19 protein-coding genes are annotated in these 22872 nt (G+C 46.0%); all 19 read right to left on the bottom strand.

Annotated features, from left to right (window positions below; all coding sequences use genetic code 11):
* Positions 1 to 40 precede the first annotated feature (40 nt).
* The 19 genes from F0220_RS11495 to F0220_RS11410 all read right to left on the bottom strand — a co-directional run bounded on the left by F0220_RS11495 (position 41) and on the right by F0220_RS11410 (position 22831).
* Positions 41 to 1036 (bottom strand): polysaccharide deacetylase family protein, encoded by a 996-nt coding sequence (locus F0220_RS11495; protein WP_091017253.1) that lies wholly within the window; start codon positions 1034 to 1036, stop codon positions 41 to 43.
* 175 nt (positions 1037 to 1211) lie between these two features.
* On the bottom strand, positions 1212 to 3314 hold the full coding sequence (gene pnp, locus F0220_RS11490) for a polyribonucleotide nucleotidyltransferase (RefSeq protein WP_091017255.1): 2103 nt from the start codon (positions 3312 to 3314) through the stop codon (positions 1212 to 1214).
* 259 nt (positions 3315 to 3573) lie between these two features.
* Positions 3574 to 3843, bottom strand: coding sequence for a 30S ribosomal protein S15 (gene rpsO / locus F0220_RS11485; protein WP_036609297.1), 270 nt, complete (start codon positions 3841 to 3843; stop codon positions 3574 to 3576).
* Positions 3821 to 3955, bottom strand: a complete 135-nt coding sequence (locus F0220_RS33235; RefSeq protein WP_256719971.1) for a hypothetical protein — start codon at positions 3953 to 3955, stop codon at positions 3821 to 3823. The genes rpsO and F0220_RS33235 overlap by 23 nt, the downstream gene beginning before the upstream one ends.
* 47 nt (positions 3956 to 4002) lie before the next feature.
* On the bottom strand, positions 4003 to 4941 hold the full coding sequence (locus tag F0220_RS11480; RefSeq protein ID WP_374954376.1) for a bifunctional riboflavin kinase/FAD synthetase: 939 nt from the start codon (positions 4939 to 4941) through the stop codon (positions 4003 to 4005).
* Positions 4942 to 5011: 70 nt separating this feature from the next.
* The gene (truB, locus tag F0220_RS11475) at positions 5012 to 5935 is read right to left on the bottom strand and encodes a tRNA pseudouridine(55) synthase TruB (RefSeq protein WP_076318528.1); all 924 of its coding nucleotides are present in this window, start codon (positions 5933 to 5935) and stop codon (positions 5012 to 5014) included.
* The gene (locus F0220_RS11470) at positions 5929 to 6906 is read right to left on the bottom strand and encodes a DHH family phosphoesterase (RefSeq protein WP_105598219.1); all 978 of its coding nucleotides are present in this window, start codon (positions 6904 to 6906) and stop codon (positions 5929 to 5931) included. The genes truB and F0220_RS11470 overlap by 7 nt, the downstream gene beginning before the upstream one ends.
* A gap of 19 nt (positions 6907 to 6925) precedes the next feature.
* The gene (rbfA, locus tag F0220_RS11465) at positions 6926 to 7285 is read right to left on the bottom strand and encodes a 30S ribosome-binding factor RbfA (RefSeq protein ID WP_017689140.1); all 360 of its coding nucleotides are present in this window, start codon (positions 7283 to 7285) and stop codon (positions 6926 to 6928) included.
* Positions 7286 to 7310: 25 nt separating this feature from the next.
* On the bottom strand, positions 7311 to 9893 hold the full coding sequence (gene infB / locus F0220_RS11460) for a translation initiation factor IF-2 (protein WP_105598218.1): 2583 nt from the start codon (positions 9891 to 9893) through the stop codon (positions 7311 to 7313).
* Positions 9886 to 10215 (bottom strand): L7Ae/L30e/S12e/Gadd45 family ribosomal protein, encoded by a 330-nt coding sequence (locus F0220_RS11455; RefSeq protein ID WP_017689142.1) that lies wholly within the window; start codon positions 10213 to 10215, stop codon positions 9886 to 9888. Before F0220_RS11455 ends, infB begins: the two co-directional genes overlap by 8 nt.
* Complete coding sequence (gene rnpM / locus F0220_RS11450) at positions 10208 to 10513, bottom strand: RNase P modulator RnpM (RefSeq protein WP_017689143.1); 306 nt, start codon at positions 10511 to 10513, stop codon at positions 10208 to 10210. The genes F0220_RS11455 and rnpM overlap by 8 nt, the downstream gene beginning before the upstream one ends.
* A gap of 25 nt (positions 10514 to 10538) precedes the next feature.
* Positions 10539 to 11636, bottom strand: a complete 1098-nt coding sequence (gene nusA, locus F0220_RS11445; RefSeq protein ID WP_062833827.1) for a transcription termination factor NusA — start codon at positions 11634 to 11636, stop codon at positions 10539 to 10541.
* 123 nt (positions 11637 to 11759) lie between these two features.
* Positions 11760 to 12221 (bottom strand): ribosome maturation factor RimP, encoded by a 462-nt coding sequence (gene rimP / locus F0220_RS11440; protein WP_091017262.1) that lies wholly within the window; start codon positions 12219 to 12221, stop codon positions 11760 to 11762.
* Between the two features lie 256 nt (positions 12222 to 12477).
* Positions 12478 to 16797 (bottom strand): PolC-type DNA polymerase III, encoded by a 4320-nt coding sequence (locus tag F0220_RS11435; RefSeq protein WP_105598217.1) that lies wholly within the window; start codon positions 16795 to 16797, stop codon positions 12478 to 12480.
* 343 nt (positions 16798 to 17140) lie between these two features.
* Positions 17141 to 18595: a proline--tRNA ligase gene (gene proS / locus F0220_RS11430; RefSeq protein WP_091017266.1), complete on the bottom strand. Its 1455-nt coding sequence runs from the start codon at positions 18593 to 18595 to the stop codon at positions 17141 to 17143.
* A 62-nt stretch (positions 18596 to 18657) separates the two neighbouring features.
* Positions 18658 to 19929 (bottom strand): RIP metalloprotease RseP, encoded by a 1272-nt coding sequence (gene rseP / locus F0220_RS11425; RefSeq protein WP_091017268.1) that lies wholly within the window; start codon positions 19927 to 19929, stop codon positions 18658 to 18660.
* Positions 19930 to 20042: 113 nt separating this feature from the next.
* Positions 20043 to 21182: a 1-deoxy-D-xylulose-5-phosphate reductoisomerase gene (locus F0220_RS11420; protein ID WP_105598216.1), complete on the bottom strand. Its 1140-nt coding sequence runs from the start codon at positions 21180 to 21182 to the stop codon at positions 20043 to 20045.
* 70 nt (positions 21183 to 21252) lie between these two features.
* On the bottom strand, positions 21253 to 22047 hold the full coding sequence (locus F0220_RS11415) for a phosphatidate cytidylyltransferase (protein ID WP_105598215.1): 795 nt from the start codon (positions 22045 to 22047) through the stop codon (positions 21253 to 21255).
* A 16-nt stretch (positions 22048 to 22063) separates the two neighbouring features.
* Positions 22064 to 22831 (bottom strand): undecaprenyl pyrophosphate synthase, encoded by a 768-nt coding sequence (locus F0220_RS11410; protein WP_017689151.1) that lies wholly within the window; start codon positions 22829 to 22831, stop codon positions 22064 to 22066.
* Between the last annotated feature and the right edge of the window lie 41 nt (positions 22832 to 22872).

Raw genomic sequence — 22872 nt, 5'->3', positions numbered from 1 at the left:
ATTTGGTTCCAACTGTTTGATATTAACAAAAAAATAACGTTCACTCAACCGCAGGGGTATTTACACGTTCAGAAGACAGCGTCTCACTTACTGTTCCGAGCACCAGACCTTTGGCCCGTATGGATTGAATCATGCCCTTTAAAGCTCCCGAAGAAGCAGCTGTAGGGTGCATTAAAATCAATGTGCCTGCCTCGGTATTTTTAGCAATCTTGGCAACAACGGCATCCGGGCTTGGCTTACGCCAATCCACAGTATCTACTGTCCATAACACGGTTTGCAGTCCCATGGATGAAGCAATGTCAACGGTCTTCTGATTAAAGTCACCGGAAGGCGGAGCAAACCAACGATTCTCTACACCCAGTGTTTTATGGAGCAGATCCTGGGTTTTGCTAATTTCCAGCTTGGCCCGTTCTGCGCTCAATCGACTCATATTAGGGTGAGAATATGCATGGTTGGACATCTCATGCCCACGTTTCTGAATTTCTTTGGCCAGTTCAACGTTTTTGCTTAACCAACTTCCATCCAGAAAAAAAGTAGCCTTCACTTTCTCGGCATCAAGCGTATCCAGCATCGGTTTAATGTACTCGTTCCCCCAGGCCACATTAATCATAAAAGAAACCATCGGTTTGTTTGCATTGCCCCGATAGATCGGATGTGCACCCAAATCTTTAAGCTGAATCTCCGGCTCAATCTGACGGTAGACATACGCTATTTTGGTATTCAACGTTCCACTCAGCGCCTTACGGTATGTCGCTTCCACATCAATCTCCATGCCATTATAACCAGGAATCGCTTTCCATACCCGATCCACTCTGGCATTCACCGGAGCAATTTTCGTTTCAGCCGCTTTATCCCGAATCGCAGACAACAGCGCATCTTCTCCCGTTGCTTCCTTAAACATGTCAAAAGCATTTTGCGTACCTGGCCCATCACGGATCTCCGTAATGTATGTACGTACACTGCCAACTTGTCCGATCAATATGACCGCAGTCACACCCGCCAGAACAGCCGCCAGCTTTTTGGATTGGTTTCCCACAGCTCCATCCTCCCGCCGTCTTTGTCCCCATCATATGAGGACAAGGGCAAAAATATGAATGCTAAGCCATGGTTTCATCCTTGCTATACATATTTAAACGTTAAAAAAAGAGCCAGAAATTCACATTCTGTCTCTTCATTCAATCTATCCATTTATAACCTGTCGCTTCGGTATCCTAGGATTGAGCCGGAGCTTCAGCAGTCAAAACTGCTTTACGGGACAAGTTGATTCGACCTTGTGGGTCAATTTCCGTTACTTTTACCGTAATGGAATCACCGATAGCTACAACATCTTCCACTTTGGCAACACGTTCAGTTGACAGTTGCGAGATGTGTACCAGACCTTCTTTGTTCGGAAGTACTTCAACAAATGCACCGAATTTCTCTACGCGTTTTACTTTGCCGACATAAATCTCGCCGACCAATACTTCGCGCACAATACCTTCGATGATCGCTTTGGCTTTATCATTCATCTCCTGGTTGGAAGAAGCGATAAAGACACGTCCATCCTGTTCAATATCAATTTTAACACCGGTTTCTTCGATGATTTTATTGATAATTTTACCACCTGCACCGATCACATCACGGATTTTGTCCGGATTGATATGCATCGTTGTAATTTTAGGTGCATATTGTGATAACTGCTCACGTGGAGTTTTCAGAATTTCGTTCATTTTGCCCAAAATGTGCATACGACCTTCTTTGGCTTGCGCCAATGCATCAGACAAAATTTGACGATTAATACCAGCAATTTTAATGTCCATTTGAATCGCGGTTACACCTTCAGGTGTTCCTGCTACCTTGAAGTCCATGTCACCCAGGTGATCTTCCATACCCTGAATATCACTCAGAATGGATACATGGTCACCATCTTTGATCAGACCCATAGCCACACCCGCAACCGGAGCTTTGATTGGAACACCTGCATCCATCATAGCTAAAGTGCTGGCACAGATACTTGCCTGAGATGATGATCCGTTGGATTCCAGAACTTCAGATACCAAACGAATCGTGTACGGGAAATCCGTTTCGGAAGGGATCACTTTGGAAAGAGCGCGCTCACCCAATGCACCATGTCCGATTTCGCGACGACCCGGAGCACGCAATGGACGCGCTTCGCCTACGCTGAATGGTGGGAAGTTATAGTGATGCATGAAACGTTTCGTTTCTTCAAGACTGATTCCGTCCAAAATCTGAACATCACCCAGTGCACCAAGTGTACAAACGCTAAGTGCTTGCGTTTGACCGCGCGTAAACAGTCCTGTACCATGTGCACGTGGCAGCAGAGATGTATCACATTCAATTGGGCGAATTTCATCAAGTCCACGTCCATCCGGACGAACTTTATCATGCGTGATCAAACGGCGGACTTCTTCTTTGACGATGTCGTGCAGAACTTCCTTCACGTCTTTGAACAATTCCGGACTTTCAATATATTTTTCTTCAAAGTGAGCAACGGTTTCGTCATTCACTACATCGATTGCATCTTGACGAGCATGCTTCTCAGCGATTTTAACCGCTTCGACCAGACGAGCGCTCGCGAATTCACGCACACTGCTGTTAACTTCAGCATTAACGGTACGCAACTTAACAGCCATTTTTTCTTTTCCAGCAACTTGTACAAGTTGTTCGATTACAGCAATAATATTTTGGATCTCATCATGTCCAAACATGATTGCTTCGAGCATCACTTCTTCCGGCACTTCGTTAGCTTCGGCCTCAACCATCATGATGGCATTTTTGGTTCCTGCAACGACCAGTTCAATATCACTGACTTCAAGCTGTGCAATCGTTGGGTTAATGATGAACTCGCCATCAATACGTCCCACTTTCACGCCACCAATCGGTCCGCTGAATGGAACATCCGAAATGCTCAATGCTGCTGATGTACCAATCATTGCAGCGATTTGCGGTTCGCAATCCTGATCTACACTCATAACGATATTCAGAACTTGTACATCATTCCGGAAGCCTTCCGGGAACAAAGGACGAATTGGACGGTCTGTCAGACGGCTTGAAAGAATCGCTTTCTCACTCGGTCTGCCTTCACGTTTAATAAATCCTCCCGGGATTTTACCTACGGCGTACAATCTTTCTTCATAGTTCACCGTTAATGGGAAAAAGTCCAGATCTTTCGGCTCACTTGATGCTGTCACGGTACACAATACCACGGTATCCCCGTATGTTACCTTAACGGCAGCATTAGCCTGCTTGGCCAAACGCCCGGTCTCAAGCGTAAGCTTTCTTCCACCAAGCTGCATTTCAACACGCTGTTCCATGAAACCCCTCCTTTTAATCGTTCCTAATTCAATGGATTCTGCATATTCACAGTATTTCCTGCTTGTCCTGCATTCATTAGCTATGTATGGAACTTTCAACATGCTAACCTGCACAACAAAAGCTCCTCACGGAGCCCCATCTACAAATATATGGCAACATGTTCATCTACAAAACAACCCGGCTGTAAGTTCCGCTTGTCCTTTTAGACAAAAGAATGACGGATAACAGCCAGGTTGATTTTGAAAACATGTACGATAATTAACGACGCAATCCGAGTTTTTCGATCAGTGCGCTGTAACGTTTAACATCTTTGTTTTTCACATAAGCCAAAAGCTTACGACGTTGACCTACCATTTTCAAAAGTCCACGACGTGAGTGGTGGTCTTTCTTATGCGTACGCAAGTGGTTTGTCAAACTTGTGATGTTTTCCGTAAGGATAGCAACTTGCACCTCTGGAGATCCTGTATCGGACTCGTGAGTTTTGTGCTCGTCGATCAGTTGTTGTTTACGTTCTTGAGTCAATGCCATCCTGTTCACCTCCTTCAATATAATCGCCATTAGCCTCGTCACCGCCGGTGAGAGCAAGCAACCAAGCCAAGGTTAATGTTGTCTCAATCGACAACGTAGTACAGTATATCATAATTGCCTAGTTAAAGTAAATGTAAACATGCATTTAATCCTGAGCCTTTAAGATAACAGGCGGCCGGCAGTTAATGCATCTTCACGAATCTGGCTAATCAATGCATCAATGGAGTCAAACTTTCGTTCTGCACGAATATAGTGAACGAGCTCAACCTTTAGTTCCTGGTCATACAAGTGTCCATCAAAATCAAGCAGGTGCACTTCAAACGTAGGTTTCATCCCGCTTTCGTGAAACGTAGGTTTCACACCGAGATTCATTACGCCAGGCAGTTCCTGTTCGCCATACTGCACACGAACAGCGTAAACACCCTTCGACGGGGTAACGTAATGATCCGTGAGTTCAAGGTTGGCTGTAGGAAATCCAATCGTTCGTCCACGCTTCTCCCCGTGAATGACAGTTCCTCTGATGCTGTAAGGTCGGCCAAGCCACTGACTGGCCTCATCCATCTCCCCACGCTTCAATAGGCCACGAATGAGAGAACTGCTCACTTTTTCACCATTTAACAAGAAAGGAGGAACGGTTTCCACCGTCATCTCTCCTTCTCCCAAAGTACGAAGAAGTTGTTCATCCCCTGCACCCTTGTGACCAAAACGGAAGTCAAAACCCACCACCGCTGTTCGTGTTTGAAGTGGAATCAACAAGTCGTGTACGAATTGTTGCGGCGTCAACCGTGAGAAATCTTCATTGAACTCCACCACATAGAGTACATCAACGCCCATTCCTGCCAAGATGTCTTCTTTATCTCTCAAGGGAGTTAAATAACCCTCGTAATCCCCTTTGCGCATAACTTCCTTCGGATGTGGATGAAAGGTCATGACCGCTGCCTGCATGCCCGTTTCCCGCGCAATGCGGACAGCTGATAAAATGACACTTGCATGTCCGAGATGCAGTCCGTCGAATTGACCAATCGCAAGCACTTGGGGCAGTGTGCTCAGCTCAGTCGAATGTAACGTCTGCGGATAGGTTAGCATTACGGTTTTCACAATCATTCACCTGCATTTCACTAGATAGGCCAAGCTTGAGCATTACCACAACTCCAAGCCCGAAACCTCTTTATTCCGGCAAAAAGACTTTAACTGCCCTTACCGTTGGTTTTAGTTCATCCCGTTCAAATATCCCCAGAAACGTACCATCCTGAGCATACAACCGCAGCAAACCTGGTTGCTCCACAGGCGGTTCCAGAAGACGTGCAGACAGTTTCTGACCTTGCAGTGCTCCTTTGGCCTGTTCTTCTCCAACCTTGTGAGCCGGAATTGAAGCAATAGCCTCGTCAACAGGAATCAGCGCCTCCGCCAATGTCCCGTCAGCCATAAGTTGTTCCACTTCTTCAATACGAAGACAACGATCTGCAGAGATACCTGCAGATATCGTACGCTCCAGTTGAACCATGGTGGATGGATATCCGAGTTGCCGCCCAATGTCTACACACAATGTCCGAATATAAGTACCTTTTGAACATAAGGCCCGGAAGGATATATCGGTGGTCTCACCCTGAGTCTCAATTCCAGTAAGTTCGAGCTCATAGATTGTGACCTCGCGGCTCTTACGCTCTACCGTCTTGCCTTCACGAGCAAGCTCATAAAGACGTTTGCCGTCTACCTTTACCGCAGAATACATAGGTGGTACCTGTGAGATCGTGCCCAGAAACTGCTCAAGCACCTGTTGAACCTGTTCCTGTGTTACTTCCACAGTCGTTTCAGCCCGCTCAATGACTTCCCCTGTCATATCCTCTGTGTCAGTAGACAGTCCCAATCTCAGCGTAGCCAGATATTCTTTCGGAAGCTCCTGCATGTACTCCACCACACGTGTCGCCCGTCCAAGACAGAGCGGCAGAACACCTGTAACTTGTGGGTCAAGTGTGCCCGTATGCCCAATGCGCTTCATTTTGAGAATGCGACGCATTTTGGCTACAACATCATGAGAAGTAAATCCCGCCGGTTTATATACCGGAAGTACACCTTCAAATGGCTTTACCATTGCGAATTCACCTGCTTCAGTACTTTTGGGATAATATCATCAAGTCTGCCTTCCAGACGACATCCGGCTGCGAGCACATGCCCGCCTCCGCCAAAGGTCTGTGCTAGTGCAGCAACATCAATCTTACCAGCTGAACGCAAAGAAACCTTGACTGCATTCTCGTTGATGACTTTGAAAAAGATACCAACTTCCACGCCCTGAATGTTGCGCGGATAGTTCACTACCCCTTCAAGATCTTCATTAGCTGCTCCACAAGCCACCATATCATCTGGTGTAATAACAACCCAGGCTATCTTTCCATCATCTGTCATCTGCAGGCTTGATAGTGCCTGATTCAAAATCCGAACTTGCGGAAGAGTCACCTGCTCCAACAAGGTCTGGGCGAGATAGGGACCATCCACGCCATGTTCAAGCAGTCTGGAGGCCGTTGTCATTACATTTGGGCTGGTGTTGGCATAGCGGAATCCACCTGTATCCGTAAGCAATCCTGTATAAACTGCCGTCGCAACATCTTTATCCCATGTTACTTGGAACAGGTTAAGAAAATCGAACAAGATTTCAGCCGTTGCAGCAGCATCTGACTTAATGATGTTAACTGTACCATAACCGTCATTTGTAGGGTGATGATCAATATTCAAGATAACAGCATCGTCTTCGAAATAATGACGTGTCAAACCTACTCTGGCAAAGTCTGCACAATCCACACAGATAACAGCTTTATATTTTCGCTGCGGTGGTTGTTCGGTCATGTTCACAATGTTGCCTGCTTCCCACAAAAATTGCATGCGATGCGGGATTTCACCTTCATTAATCATCGTGAATGTCTTACCCAGACATGACAGCAGCCAGCCCACCGTTACCGTCGAGCTGACTGCGTCACCGTCCGGCTGTACATGCGACACGACCAGGTAATCATCATGCTCCAGCAGAAATTGCTTTCCGGCCTGGAGCGCCTGTTCATAAGTGTGCATTGCCGTCTCCTCTATTCTGTTACTGGGATTCGTTCTTGTCGGAACCAATATCGCCAAGCAGCTTCTCAATTCGGCTGCCATAAGCGATGGATTCGTCAATCTTAAATATCAACTCGGGAACATGCCGGAACCGGATACGTTTGCCCAGCTCGGAACGCAAAAATCCATTTGCTTTTGCCAGAGCTTTGAGCGTGTTATCTTTTTGTTCCTGCTCACCGAAGACACTCAGATAAACTTTGGCTTGCGACAAGTCTCCTGTCACTTCGACTCCCGTTACCGTAATAAAGCCGATACGTGGATCTTTCAGTTCAGACTGGATGAGCAGACTTATTTCTTTCTTGATCTGCTCGCCCACTCTACCTGTACGAATCTTAGCCATCGTTGTTCACCTCATGCTTCCTTGCTTATCGTTGTACTGTCTCCATAATGAAAGCTTCGATAACGTCGCCTTCTTTGAGATCATTATATTTATCAAGTGTGATACCGCACTCGTAACCTTGTGCTACTTCTTTGGCATCATCTTTATAACGTTTCAGGGAATCCAGCTTACCTTCGTAAAGGACGATGCCATCACGAATCAGGCGTGCTTCCGCAGAACGCGTAATTTTACCCGAGGTAACCATACAACCAGCGATGGTACCCACTTTACTGATGGAGAACGTGCTACGAACTTCAGCATGACCGATAACTTTTTCTTTGTAGATCGGATCAAGCATACCTTTCATCGCTTGTTCAATTTCTTCGATAACACTGTAGATCACGCGATGCAGACGAATGTCTACTTGCTCTTGATCTGCAGTTGATTTCGCCTGGTTATCAGGACGAACGTTGAAACCGATCACGATAGCATTGGATGCTGCAGCTAAAATGATGTCGGATTCTGTGATTGCACCAGCGCCGCTATGAATAATTTTCACGCGTACACCTTCAACTTCGATCTTCGCAAGGGAACCTTTCAATGCTTCAACCGAACCTTGTACATCACCTTTGATGATTACGTTCAGATCTTTGATCTCGCCATCTTTGATGTGCTGGAACAGATCATCCAATGTCACACGAGTATGCGTACCCAGATCGGATTCACGTTGCGTGATCGAACGTTTGTCAGCGATGGAACGCGCTTTGCGCTCATCTTCAAACACCATGAATGGATCTCCCGCACCTGGAACTTCAGTCAGACCTGTGATTTCTACAGGTGTTGAAGGTCCAGCTTCTTTCAATTTGCGACCTTTGTCATTGACCATCGCACGAACACGACCGAAGCAGTTACCTGCAACGAAAGCATCGCCGACTTTCAATGTACCGTGCTGTACGAGAATACGTGCAACTGGGCCACGTCCTTTATCCAGTTCGGCTTCAATCACTGTACCACGGGCACGTTTGTCCGGGTTCGCTTTGTATTCGTTCACTTCTGCAACCAGCAGAATCATTTCAAGCAGACCTTCCAGACCCATTCTTTGTTTCGCTGACACGTTAACAAAGATGGTATCTCCGCCCCACTCTTCAGGAACGAGTTCATAGCTGGTTAATTCTTGTTTCACTTTGTCTGGATCAGCGCCCGGCTTGTCAATTTTGTTGACAGCCACGATGATTGGTAGCCCGGCAGCTTTGGCATGGTTAATCGCCTCAATGGTCTGTGGCATAACACCGTCATCCGCAGCTACGACAATAATCGTCATATCCGTAACTTGTGCGCCACGTGCACGCATTGCTGTAAACGCTTCGTGACCCGGAGTATCCAGGAACGTGATCTTTTTGTTGTTAATTTCAACTTGATATGCACCGATATGTTGCGTGATTCCGCCTGCTTCGCCATCGGATACATTCGTGGAACGAATAGCATCCAGCAAAGTAGTTTTACCATGGTCAACGTGACCCATGATCGTAACTACTGGTGGACGAGCCTGCAAGTCAGCAGCATCATCATTCTCTTCCAGTGTTTCGAAACGGTCATCTTCAAGCACAATCTTCACTTCAACCTCAACACCGAATTCACCTGAAAGCAGAAGGATCGTTTCGATATCAAGCTCTTGGTTGATTGTTGCCATAACGCCCATAGCGATGAGCTTTTTGATAACTTCGGAAGCATCCTTATGGAGCAACTTCGCTGTTTCACCAACGGTCATATCACCACGAACGATGATTTTCTTAGGTGTGTTATCAATTTTCTCACGTTGTTGGTACTGTTGTTGATTTCTGTTGCGGTTATTCTTGCCACCACGGTTACCACGGAAGTTGCCTCCACGGTTGTCATCATAACGACGTCCACCGCCACCGCTGTTCGAACGGTTACCACTATTGTTGTTGCCAGTAGTACCACCTGGGCCGCTTCTACGTTGGCCTTGTCCTTGGCTCTGACCTTGGCCACCGCTACGGTTGCCAGCAGTACCTGTATTACCACCGCTGTTAGGGCCTGAAGTTCTTACTTGACCGCCACCGCTGTTATTCGGACGTTGACCCGTTCCTTGCGGACGGGATGCAGTACTGCTTTGTCCACCTTGAGCTGGTCTTGGACGGTTAGTTGATTGTCCTCCTTGGCTTGAGCCTTGGGAAGAGTTCGTTCTGTTGCGGCTGTCTTGGCCGCTGGGTCTTTGGGTGCCATTGTTATTGTTGGAATTTGGTCTATTGTTCATACCTACCTGCTTTTCCTGTTGTATTTTTGTTTGTACGGGACTACCGGATGGGTTACTACTCTTCGGCGTGTTCACTCCGCCGGCCGGCTGGTTGCTGTCCACTAGTTTGTCACTGCGCACTGCCGAAGTAGCAACTGGTTTTGCATCGTTGCCTTGTTTCGAAGCAGCAGTGGATTTTATATCTTTAAAAAATTGTTCCACCTTACCGACTGAACCATTCTCCATGACACTCATATGATTGTTTACGGGAATTTCCAGCTTTTTAAGAATGGTTATAATTTCTTTACTACTCATATTAAGGGACTTCGCATATTCATAAACTCGCAATTTATCCTTGTTTTCCTGTTTACTCAATATACTCCACCTCCGACATTATACCGACTTGCTTGGAGATCATTTTTGCAAACCCTCGATCCGTTACTGCAAGAACAACACGCGTGTCTTTACCGATACTTGATCCCAGGCTATCCCGGTCAAATCCGATCAACAGAGGAACCTTATAAGTTCCGCATTTATCGCGAAATTTCTTTTGTGTATTGGCTGAGGCGTCACCCGCAACAATAACCATTTTAGCTTCGGAAGAACGGATCGCTTTAAGTACAATTTCTTCACCTGTTACAAGTTTACCTGCACGCATAGAGAGTCCCAAATAAGACAGCGTTTTAATATTAGTCATGTTCACGCTCCTGTGCTGCTTTGAATTCATCCTCAACCGCAATGAAGTCAGCTGCTAATTGCTCGTAAATTTCAGGTGAGACTTTGCCTTTTAACGCCCGATCCAAAGCCCGGTTTTTGAGTGCGAGCTTAAAACAGGACTCTTTGCCGCATAAATAGGCACCACGTCCGGATTTTTTGCCAGTCAAATCGATCAGCACTTCATCCTCTGGCGTTTTAACAATGCGAATCAGCTGCTTTTTGGGCATCATTTCTTGGCATGCCACACATTTGCGCAGCGGCACTTTTTTTGGTTTCATACGTCAGCGCCCCCCGTACTTTACTTTAGTCGACGGAGACGGAATCCTGATGCATTTCAGAAGAAGAATCTTTTTCTCTGCCGAATTCCTGTTCCGCCTGGCTCTCGCTCTTAATGTCGATTTTCCAACCGGTTAATTTGGCTGCTAATCTGGCATTTTGGCCTTTGATACCAATTGCGAGCGACAGTTGATAGTCCGGAACGATAACCCGAGCCATCTTTTCTTCCTCAAATACATGAACTTCCAATACTTTGGAAGGACTCAGTGCATTAGCAACATATTCGTCTACCTGATCGGAAAAACGAACGATGTCGATTTTTTCACCGCGCAGCTCACCCACAATGGTCTGCACGCGCATTCCCTTAGGACCTACACAAGATCCAACTGGATCAACTTCCTCGTTGCGGGAATGAACGGCAATCTTGGAGCGGAACCCTGCTTCGCGAGCGACGGAGCGAATTTCAACTACACCGTCAAAGATCTCAGGCACTTCCAGTTCAAAGAGACGTTTCAAGAGGCCCGGATGGGTACGGGACAAAATGATTTGCGGCCCTTTTGTCGTATTCTCGACCTTGGTGATATACGCCTTAATACGGTCACCATGAACAAACTTCTCGTTCGGCATCAATTCGGTCAGCGGTAAAGCCGCTTCGATTTTGCCCAGATCGATGTAGATATTGCGCAAATCCTGACGCTGCACCACTCCCGTAACGATATCTTCTTCCTTATCTACGAAAGCGTTGTAGATCAGGCCGCGTTCGGCTTCACGAATCCGCTGGGTCACTACCTGTTTGGCAGTTTGTGCCGCGATACGTCCGAAATCACGCGGCGTTACTTCAATCTCCGCAATATCTTCCAGCTGGAAGTGTGGGTTGATTTCTCGTGCAGCAGGCAATGAAATTTCGGTACGTGAATCCAGGACTTCTTCCACGATCAATTTACGGGCATACACCCGAATAACTCCCGTATTACGGTTCATGTCAACACGCACATTCTGGGCCGTGTTGAAATTCCGCTTGTAGCTGGAAATTAGTGCAGCCTCGATCGCTTCAAACAGCACATCCTTGCTGATCCCTTTTTCCCGTTCCAATTCATTCATTGCTTCAATAAAATCCATACTCATGAATGTTGATCCCCCTTTCAAACATGGCATCTCATACGTAAAACGGCGAAAGGCTCTGAACTCATGAGCACCTTGCCGTTATCGTGAGATGTGTCTTTTTCATTAATAAAGTGAACAAGGCACTTAAAACAAAATAGCTAGGCGCGCACTGGCAACCTTATCATAAGAAATGGCATGCTGTTTTTTGCCTGCTTCGATCACGAGTTCCCCGTCATCAAAGGAAAGCAGCTTGCCTTCAAATTCCTTCAATCCGTTCACCGGCTCGTAGGTTGTAACAAAAACATTTTTGCCTACAGATTTGGTAACGTCCTCAGGTTTTTTCAGTGGACGCTCCGCACCGGGAGAAGACACTTCAAGGAAATAGATGGTTGGAATCGGATCGTTCTCATCCAGCTTGGCGCTCAGCTTTTCGCTGATCAAGACACAATCGTCGATGTCGATGCCACCCTCTTTGTCGACATACACCCGTAAAAACCAGTTGCTGCCTTCTTTGACGTATTCGATGTCAACCAGCTCGAAGCCTTGTTCGTTCAAGTAGGGTTGGATCATTTCTTCCACGGTAGATTTAATGTTCGTTGTGCTCAAAACCAATAACCTCCAACTTAGGTTACACCAGCAAAAAAGCACTGGCAGATTATTCAATACCCAAGATTCTTGTATACCAAAGACTAAAGAGTGGGTTTCCCCACTCTTTAGAAATTCGTACTATCTCGTTCACTTCAAAAATTATAACATAGTCTGGTAATAGTGACAAGTAAGCGATGCTTCAGGCAGTTTACTTACTAATGAAGGAAAAATTACGTTCCCCCAACAATCGCTAAGGTTAGATCCAAATTCAATCCTAGAAAAGGGAAAGCTGATTGCTCTCTGGCAAGCCACGGAAACATCCCATATTCGACAGGAGTTCAACAATGGTCTTACTTGCTTTCGACTTCTGCTGGAAGTCCTCAACCGATAGAAACTCACCATGATCACGTGCTGCAGCAATATTGCGAGCAGCATTATCCCCGATTCCTGCCAACGCCGAAAATGGAGGGATTAGTGTTTTTCCGTCAACGATGAACTTTGTCGCTTCCGAACGGTATAAGTCAATGGATTTCAGCGAGAATCCGCGCGCTGCCATTTCCAGACCCATTTCCAGGACAGGTAACATGTTTTTCTCTTTTGGAGGTGCCTGGAAACCTAATTGCTCAATTTCCGTAATTTTGCGATAGATCGCGTCGTATCCCTGACACATGAGTTCGATATCAATCTCATCCGCCCGAACGGTAAAGTAAGTTGCGTAATATTCAATCGGATGATACAGCTTGAAGAATGCCGTACGTACTGCCGAAATAACATAAGCGGCCGCGTGAGCCTTCGGGAACATGTACTGGATTTTGAGACAAGAATCAATGTACCATTGAGGCACTTTACAATTTTTCATCTCGTCAATCCATTCCTGTGGTAGACCCCGTCCCTTACGAACACTCTCGGTAATCTTAAATGCCAGACTTGCGTCCATTCCCGTTTTATAAATCAGGAATAACATAATGTCATCCCGACAACCAATTACCGTCTTAATGTTACACGTTCCGTTCTTAATCAGATCCTGAGCATTTCCAAGCCATACCCCTGTACCATGGGACAATCCGGAAATCTGAAGTAAATCGGCAAAAGACGTCGGCTGGGATTCAACAAGCATCTGACGTACAAACTTCGTCCCCATCTCTGGCACGCCAAACGTCGCGACTGGCGACCTAATCTGTTCCGGTGTAACACCCAGAGCTTCGGTTGAGTTAAACATGCTCATGACTTTCGGATCATTCATCGGAATGGTTGTTGGATCGACACCTGTCAAATCCTGCAACATCCGCATCATCGTTGGGTCATCGTGCCCCAGAATATCAAGTTTCAGCAAGTTCTCTTCAAAAGCATGATAATCAAAGTGTGTCGTTTTCCACTCCGCATTAACGTCGTCAGCCGGAAACTGAACAGGTGTAACGTCTTCGACTTCGATATAATCAGGTACCACGACAATACCGCCAGGATGCTGTCCAGTACTCCGTTTCACCCCAGTACAGCCAGAGGCCAAACGATTCAATTCAGCTCCACGCCATTTCTTCTGATGCTGTTCCTCATACTTCTTGGCAAAACCAAATGCTGTTTTCTCAGCCACCGTACCAATGGTCCCCGCACGGAAAACACTTTTCTCACTAAATAGCACTTTCGTGTAGTTATGTGCGTGAGGCTGATAATCTCCAGAGAAGTTCAAGTCAATATCGGGAACTTTATCTCCTTTAAACCCAAGGAAGGTCTCAAACGGAATATCCTGGCCTTCTCCTTTAAGTGTGCCACCACAATCCGGACACTCTTTCTCTGGAAGGTCAAATCCACTCCGAACGCTGCCGTCCAGGAACCACTCGCTGTGTTTGCATTCTGAATTTACGCAAATATAATGAGCAGGTAGTGGATTAACCTCGGATATACCCAGGAATGTAGCAACAACAGAGGAGCCTACCGATCCCCGCGAACCTACGAGATAACCATCCTGATTCGATTTTTTAACCAAGCGCTCCGAAATCAGATAGTTGGCAGAAAAACCGTATTTAATAATTGGAATGAGCTCTTTCTCTAGTCGTGCCACGATTACTTCTGGTAATTCCTCGCCATAGATGGACTTGGCAGTGTTATAGCAGGTATTACGGATTTCTTCGTCCGCACCTTCCAGAATCGGAGTAAACAGTTTGTCCGGGAATAACTTAATTTCCTCAAATCGGTCAGACAACTCCACCGTATTTGTAACAACGACTTCGTATGCTTTCTCTTGACCCAGGAACTGGAACTCTTCCAGCATTTCCTCTGTCGTTCTAAAATGTGCATCCGGTTTACGCTGATCTTTCAGTGGACTAAATCCTGTAATACCGTGAATGGTGATATCCCGATATAACTTGTCACGTGGTTCCAAATAGTGCACGTTACCTGTAGCTATGACCGGTTTATTAAGTTTCGCACCTATATCGATGACTTTACGGATCGCTGTTTTGATTTCTTCGGGTGTAGCTACCAACCCTTTATCCACCAAATGCATATACATCGTAAGTGGTTGAATCTCCAGTATGTCATAGAACTCAGCGATCTCTTCCGCTTCTTCGAGTGATTTGTTAAGCACCGCTTCGAAAAACTCCCCTTTTTCACAGCCCGATATAATAACAAGACCTTCACGCAAATTTATCAGTTTTGATTTGGGAATGCACGGTACCCGCTTGAAATGTTCCGTATGAGAGAGAGATACCAGCTTATATAGATTTTTCTTACCGACATCATTCAATGCATAGATGCCACAATGGAAAGGTCTTGTATTCGACAAGTCGACACCTACATAATCGTTCAAGCGATCAAGTCTCGTTAATCCTTTCATCTGAGCAGCATCATTTAATAATCCGATCAGTATACCCGCGAGTGCAACCGTATCATCAATGGCACGGTGATGACTTTCGAGTCCAACCTTATATTTATCAGCCATCGTATTCAGACGGTGGTTCTTGTTTTTTGGAAATAACAATCTCGCCAGTTCCAATGTGTCAAGGACCGGGTTAGGAAGCTCTGGCAATCCAATTTGCTTCAGAGAAGCCTGGATAAAGCCCATGTCAAAGCGTGCATTATGCGCAACAAGCACACCATCACCAGCAAACTGCACAAAATCACGGATAACAGGCTCCAGCTCAGGTGCGTCTTTTACCATGTCATCATTAATATTGGTCAACTGCTGAATGTTGTAGGGAATGCGTTCATGCGGATTCACAAACGTTGCAAACCGGTCGATTTCTTTACCATCTTGCATCTTCACGGCTGCAATCTCAATGATTTTGTTCTGTGTTACCGACAAACCTGTGGTCTCGATATCAAATACGATGTATGTTGCTGTTTGGAGATCCAATGGCTGAGGAGCCATTACAACGGCAACAGAGTCATTCACGACATTGGCCTCAAGGCCGTAGATCATCTTAATCCCGTTTTTCTTAGCAGCCTTGGAAGCCTCGGGATATACCTGCACCCCACCATGATCAGTGACAGCAATCGCCTTATGTCCCCACTCTGCTGCCATTTTCACGTATTTGTCAATTGAAGTTACAGCATCCATCGTACTCATTGTAGAGTGCAAATGGAACTCCACCCGTTTCTCTGGTGCATTGTCTTTGCGAGACGGCGGTGCTTTAACTTCAATCAAATCCGAAGGAATCATGGCGAGTTCAGGAATTTGCATAAACCGGTCATATTCTACACGACCACGCACTTTCACCCATTTACCGTTAGCCAACAAACTGAGAATTTTAACATCCTCTTTTGTTTTGGCAAACATCTTCATTTGCATGGAATCCGTGAAGTCGGTCAGGTAGAAGGTAAACAACGTATTACCGTTTCGCAATTCTTTACGATCCAGTCCAAACACTGAACCTTGAAGCGTGACCTTTTTCTCTTCATCCTGGATTTCCTGCATGGGTACTGCTGGCTCCTTGATGTCATAACCCATTTGCAAACGCAGATCACCCTGCTCCTCATCCACCGGGATTTCTGTGTCCACTTCACTCATCATCTTCTCGATGACCTCAAGTTCCTCTACACGTTTTTGGGCCTGGAACTGTTCCATGGCCTCTTTATTACTTCCCACTTCGCCCACTTGCATCTTGATGCGAAGAGGTAGATGAAAGTACTTGTCATAGAATTTCGTAATAGCCTGATCAATCTGTTTCTTACGAGCCAATTCCATCGACGTAGCATCACTCATTGTCAGTTGTAGAAGATCCTCTTCACATTCAAAGGTTGTCCGGTTCATCCAACCATTTACAGATGGAATCTCACGGGTAACCCACTCCAGAAACAGATTCCAATATTCAGTGACGATATCACCATTTTGTACTTGGTCCGTGTATTTGAAGCCAAATGAAATTTTGGCGATATGATTCATCTTCTCTTGAATATGCAGGCAAAATGTGCGATAGATTGGAGCGGGTACCAACGTATCCTTTGCAATCAGAATATTCCATTCCCGATTACTTCGATTGGTCTCTACTTGTTCAATCCATCCATCCAAAAAATAGGGCTCTAACAGACCAGCCGGAAGCTCTGCCTGTTTCATCAACAACTCAAACCGTTTTCTCTTCTCCTCGAATCCGCTCATCGTGTTCCTCCTTGTACCCCCTTAAAGCATGAAAAGCCCCTGCATTCAAAAATGTCACCGATCCGAACTCGCACCGACTCATTTTATCCGACAGAAGCTCTCCATTCATTACTCTTACAGTCCGTACGTGTCATTATATAAATTGAACAAAGAGATATTTACACTTACCACTCCGATAACAGAACAACCTTCAGATCGCTGTTATCCCCAGATTTTTTGATTCCCTTTTACAAAGGTGAAAATCCGGGGATAAAGGCGAACGCTTTGCTTCTTCAGGTTATTTCTGTTCTCTACGTTCTCATGTAAATGTTTAGTTCAATGTATATAGTCAGGTTATCCTGACTTAATACGCTCTTGCAAACACAACCGTGTGTTCAGCCTTTTCACCACAAGCCAGGCACGTATGCTTTTCTTCCGCAGGCTGGAACGGAATGTTCCGGCTTGTTGCACCAGTGACTTCTCTTACTTTATCTTCGCAAGCTTCTGAACCGCACCATCCAGCCAGTGTAAACCCGCGTTTATTTTCCATCAGTTCTTTCATCTCATCGAGTGTATCCACGGAGTAGAAGTTATCCGACATAAATGTGCGAGCACGCTCTAACATATCTACCTGGATCTGTGTCAGCATAGCCTGGATCTCTTCTACCAGGTTTGCTTGTTCTACCACTTTCTTCTCACCTGTGATGCGTGATACGAGTACACAAACGCCATTTTCCATATCACGTGGACCAATCTCCAGACGAATCGGAACACCGCGCATCTCGTATTCATTGAACTTCCAACCTGGGCGAACATCGCTGCGATCATCCATTTTCACACGGACTCCAGCTTTTTTCAACTCAGTGAACAACTCATCTGCACGCCCAACTACAGCATCACGCGTTTTCGGAGGTCCAATTGGAATCATGACCACTTGTGTCGGTGCTACCTTAGGAGGAAGTACGAGACCACGGTCATCTCCGTGAACCATAATTAATGCACCGATCAAACGTGTGCTTACTCCCCATGAAGTGGTGTAAGCCAGCTCGAGCACATTATTCCGGCTAAGATACTGGATTTCAAATGCTTTTGCAAAGTTCGTCCCCATGTAGTGAGATGTACCTGCTTGTACTGCACGTCCATCCTTCATCATGGCTTCAATCGAGTACGTATCCACCGCACCCGCAAACTTCTCGGACTTGGTTTTCTGACCTACAATTACAGGAATAGCCAAGTATTCCTCAACCACTTCACGATAAATCTCTAGCATTTTCATCGTTTCTTCACGTGCTTCTTCTTCCGTCTCATGCGCTGTATGACCTTCCTGCCACAGGAACTCACTTGTGCGAAGGAAAGGCAACGTTCTTTTTTCCCAACGAACTACGTTAGCCCACTGGTTGATCAGTACCGGAAGATCCCGATAAGACTGAATCCACTTGGAATACATGTGACCAATAATCGTTTCGGATGTAGGACGGATTGCCAGACGTTCTTCCAGTTTCTCTCCGCCAGCTTCCGTAACCCATGGTAATTCAGGGTTAAAACCTTCCACGTGCTCTTTTTCCTTTTGAAAGAAGCTCTCAGGAATGAACATCGGGAAGTATGCGTTGCGATGACCCGTTTCCCGGAAACGACGATCCAACTCATCCTTAATATGTTCCCAGATTTCAAAACCGTCTGGTTTGAACACAATACAACCGCGTACGGGTGCATAGTCCATGAGATCAGCTTTTTTGATAACATCAATGTACCAGCGTGAGAAATCCTCACCCTGTGGTGTGATTTCAGTCACGAACTGTTTATCATTTTCCTTTGACATAAGACTCCAGCGTCCTCCCATAACGACTATCTCTGAATGTTCAGAGCGTAGTCCAACCGTAATTATCCGTTAATTAAACGTAATATATCATTGTAAGTTACTGCCAGCATCAACACAAACAACATCGCAAATCCGATGAAATGCACCATGCCTTCGCGATTGGGATCAACAGGTCTGCCGCGCAGCGCTTCAATTCCCAAAAATACCAGACGGCTGCCGTCCAGTGCAGGTATTGGTAGCAGGTTAAAAATCCCAAGGTACAGACTCAGAATTGCTGCCCATCTCGTTAACTGTTCAATCCCTTGTTTAGCAATTTGCCCTGTCACTTCAAATGTACGAACTGGGCCACCAATATCATCCATGTTGAACTGATTGATCAAATGTTTAAAACCTTCAAATATTATTTTGGTTGTATCAACCATGGCCACGCCTGAAACTTTAAATGTCTCTACAAATCCAACAGATCGGGTTGGTAACGTAGGTACGATTCCCACTTTACCGCCCTCTTGTCCTTCTACAGCGCGTGGAGTAATCGTTATATTAAACGTATCCGAACCCCGGCGCAGCGTCCATTCCATCGGCTTGTCTTTGGAATCGGCAATCATGGACACCATTTTTTGTGAATCCGTACCAATTGCAGTACCATTGATGGTTTCGATAATATCGCCCTTTTGCAGGTTCGCCTGATCAGCTGCCCCACCTTCAAGCACTTCACCAATTTCAAGATTCTTCGGGTTTTCCACCGGAACTCCTGCCATCTGCGCATATACAGCAAACAGCACAAAGGCCAAGATAAAGTTCATGAGTGGGCCCGCAAAAATAGCTAATGCACGCTGTCCAACGGTTTTGCTGCCGAATTGACGATCTTTCGGTGCAATCTGCGTTTGTTTACCACGACTAACCAACATCGCTTGGGGATGTATACGATACTCCTGAATCTCTCCATCTACATCGAGTTGAAGCTTCAACGCTCTCTCCATATCAATGGAGATGACTTCACCACGTATTACATTTTTACGGTTATCCAGCTGGTCCAGATAGATCATCTTCACCTGGTCATCCGCTGATCTTACCGCAATGGTCTGTCCTTCCTGGATCTCTACCAGTTCCGGATCTTCCCCTGCCATCCGTGCATATCCACCAAAAGGCAACAAACGCAATGTAAACTGGGTCTCGTTTCTTTTATATGAGAACAATTTGGGACCAAAACCGATCGCAAACTCCCGTACAAGAATACCGGCGCGTTTGGCAAAATAATAATGCCCCCATTCATGAACCGTCACGATGACAAAGAACATGAGCACCGTTAGAAATACCACTTGTATGGTTTCCAATCCCTATCCATCCTCCTTCACGGCACATACCGCAGTCTGTCCCTCTAGATTATCATTATTCTCTGATGCCGCACAAGAGAATCACTTCTTCCAATTTGTTATGAAAAAAGAGATTACAGACTGGCCGCAAGCTTACGGCTCTCCTGATCACAACGTGCGATCTCCTGCAGATCAGGCTCGTCCACATTGTGGTGTGCTTCCAGCACAGAAGCAATAATATCTTCTATTTTAAGGAATGAAATCTCTTTACGCAAGAAACGGGCTACAGCAACCTCGTTGGCTGCATTAAACGCCGTTGTTGCGGTTCCTCCCATTTTACCACACTCATACGCCATTCTTAAACACGGGAACCGTTCCATATCCATCTCACGGAAATGTAATTTCCCAGCTTGAGCAAGAGACAGACGCTGTGCCGGTGATGGCAAGCGGTCAGGGTAAGTCAGTGCATATTGAATTGGAACTCGCATATCCGGATTCCCCAGTTGTGCGATGATGCTTGTGTCATCAAATTCCACATATGAATGAATAACACTCTCCGGGTGAAGCAATACATTAATCTGATCATATCGAAGACCAAATAACCAATGTGCTTCAATGACCTCAAGTCCCTTGTTAACCATCGTTGCCGAGTCTATCGTGATTTTGGAGCCCATTGACCAATTCGGATGTTTAAGCGCATCCTCTATAGTCACGTTCTTCAACTGTTCACGGGTAAGATCACGGAATGATCCACCTGAAGCGGTGAGCGTGATGCCTGTCAGGCGTTCTCTGTTTTCACCATTTAAGCATTGGAATATGGCAGAGTGCTCACTATCAACGGGCAGTAAAGAGACTCCTTTGGCAGCCGCTCTTGTCGTGACGATATGCCCGGCTGTAATCAATGTCTCCTTGTTGGCCAGTCCGATCTGTTTGCCTGCGTCTATGGCAGCAAGCGTTGACTCCAATCCGACACTGCCCACCACCGCTGTAACAACCGTATGTGCATCGGTTCCTGCCGCAACTTCTACGAGTCCTTCGTTGCCATAAAATAGTTGCGTTCCTGCTGGCAAATGTGGAGCTACCTTCTCCGCCAGTTCTTTAGACCCCACCGATACCTTCTTCGGCCGGTAACGTTTGGTTTGTTCGATCAGCAGGTCTGTATTGCCTCCGGCAGCCAGTCCCTCCACTTGAAAGAGTTCTGGATGCATGTCAACTACATCCAGTGTCTGGGTTCCAATGGAACCGGTTGACCCGAGAATCGCAATTTTTTTCATGCTGCACCTCATCTTTAATTATCCAATGCCTACGGCGAACAATGCTGTTATCTCAGACTCATGTTCTTCTTTAGTAGGGCAGTAGCATTAGTATATGTACGAATGGAAAAACAACAATCCAGCTGTCGCACCGATCAAGAATGCCTCCATGCCCAGGGAGAAGACTGCCTGAATCCTTGATATTATATACACGTTTGTATGCAGACTGGATCAAGTCACCCATCTGACCTACAACTGCACAGGCAATTCCGATTACAATCGCTCTCTGCCAGGAAAGCAAACCATCTGATACTAATGCAAAAATAACAGAAGTAACAATTGCAATTACGATGCCACCCAGTGCGCCCTCTATAGTCTTGTTTGGACTGATGGAAGGCCACAGTTTGTTTTTACCAATGAATTTCCCTACAAAATAAGCTCCTGCATCACTGGCCCATATGGAACCCAGCAACAGGAACGTCCAGAACAACCCATGAAGCAGATGTCTGGATTCTGCAATGTAATAGAAACCGATCCCTATATACAACACGCCGAGGAAAAGCATGGCCACTGTATTCACGGGAACCTTATTTTTAGTAACAACCGAAGCTGTCATCAGTACAAGCATTACTATCCAGATGACCTGAAATAAGGATAGCGGTCTTGCCTCCCACAGCATTTCCCAAGGAAACACAATGGCAAAAACACCAGCATATCCAATCAGGGCCACACCTGAAAAAGGCATCACCCCGGTCATTTTAACAAATTCATAATAACCGATGAGAGCCATAAGCAATACCAAACCATGGTACCAGGGTCCGCCCAGCATGCAAAAACCTAAAAACAACACACCTGCTATGATTCCTGTCGTTAATCGCTGTTTCAACGGCTTCATCCTCCATCTATTTCAAACCGCCGTAACGCCTTGTTCTGCGCTGATATTCGGCTACTGCTTCAAGCAAATGCTTTTTGCCAAATTCGGGCCAGTATATATCCGTAAACCATAATTCACTATATGCAAGCTGCCAAAGCATAAAGTTGCTTAATCTCAACTCTCCGCTCGTCCGGATCAGCAGATCCGGATCAGGCATGTCAACCGTCAGCATATGTCTATCAATGAGTTCAGGTGTTATGTCCTCTGCCGATAGTTCCCCCGATTTCACCTGCAGAGCGATCTGTTTAACACAGTCCGTCATTTCACGACGACTTCCATAGTTCATTGCAAAGTTCAAAACGAGACCTGTATTATGTTCCGTAAGACGAATGGCTTCCCGCAAGGCATTGATGGTATGAGAAGGTAAATGTTCCTCTTGCCCCATCATGCGAATGCGCACATTTTTTTCTATAAGTTCATCCAGCTCTATAGCCAGAAATTCTTGCGGAAGTCGCATCAGAAAATCCACTTCTTCTTTTGGACGCGTCCAGTTTTCTGTCGAAAAAGCGTACATCGTCAGATATTTGATGCCCAGTTCATCCGCCGCGATGGTCGCACGTTTGACCGCCTTCATGCCATTTTGGTGCCCGGCTATACGCGGGAGTCCCAAACGTTTGGCCCATCGTCCATTGCCGTCCATGATGATGGCGACGTGCTGCGGGATATTGTCCTCGGATATAGTCAGCGTTTCCTGCTTGTCAGCCCCATTCCACCACGACCGAACCCGTTTGATCATTCCTGTTCCTCCAAAATCCCTGAAGTTTCTTTATCTGAAGC

Source organism: Paenibacillus sp. 37 (assembly GCF_008386395.1).
Lineage (GTDB): Bacteria > Bacillota > Bacilli > Paenibacillales > Paenibacillaceae > Paenibacillus > Paenibacillus amylolyticus_B.
This window is presented reverse-complemented; position numbering and strand designations above follow the sequence as displayed.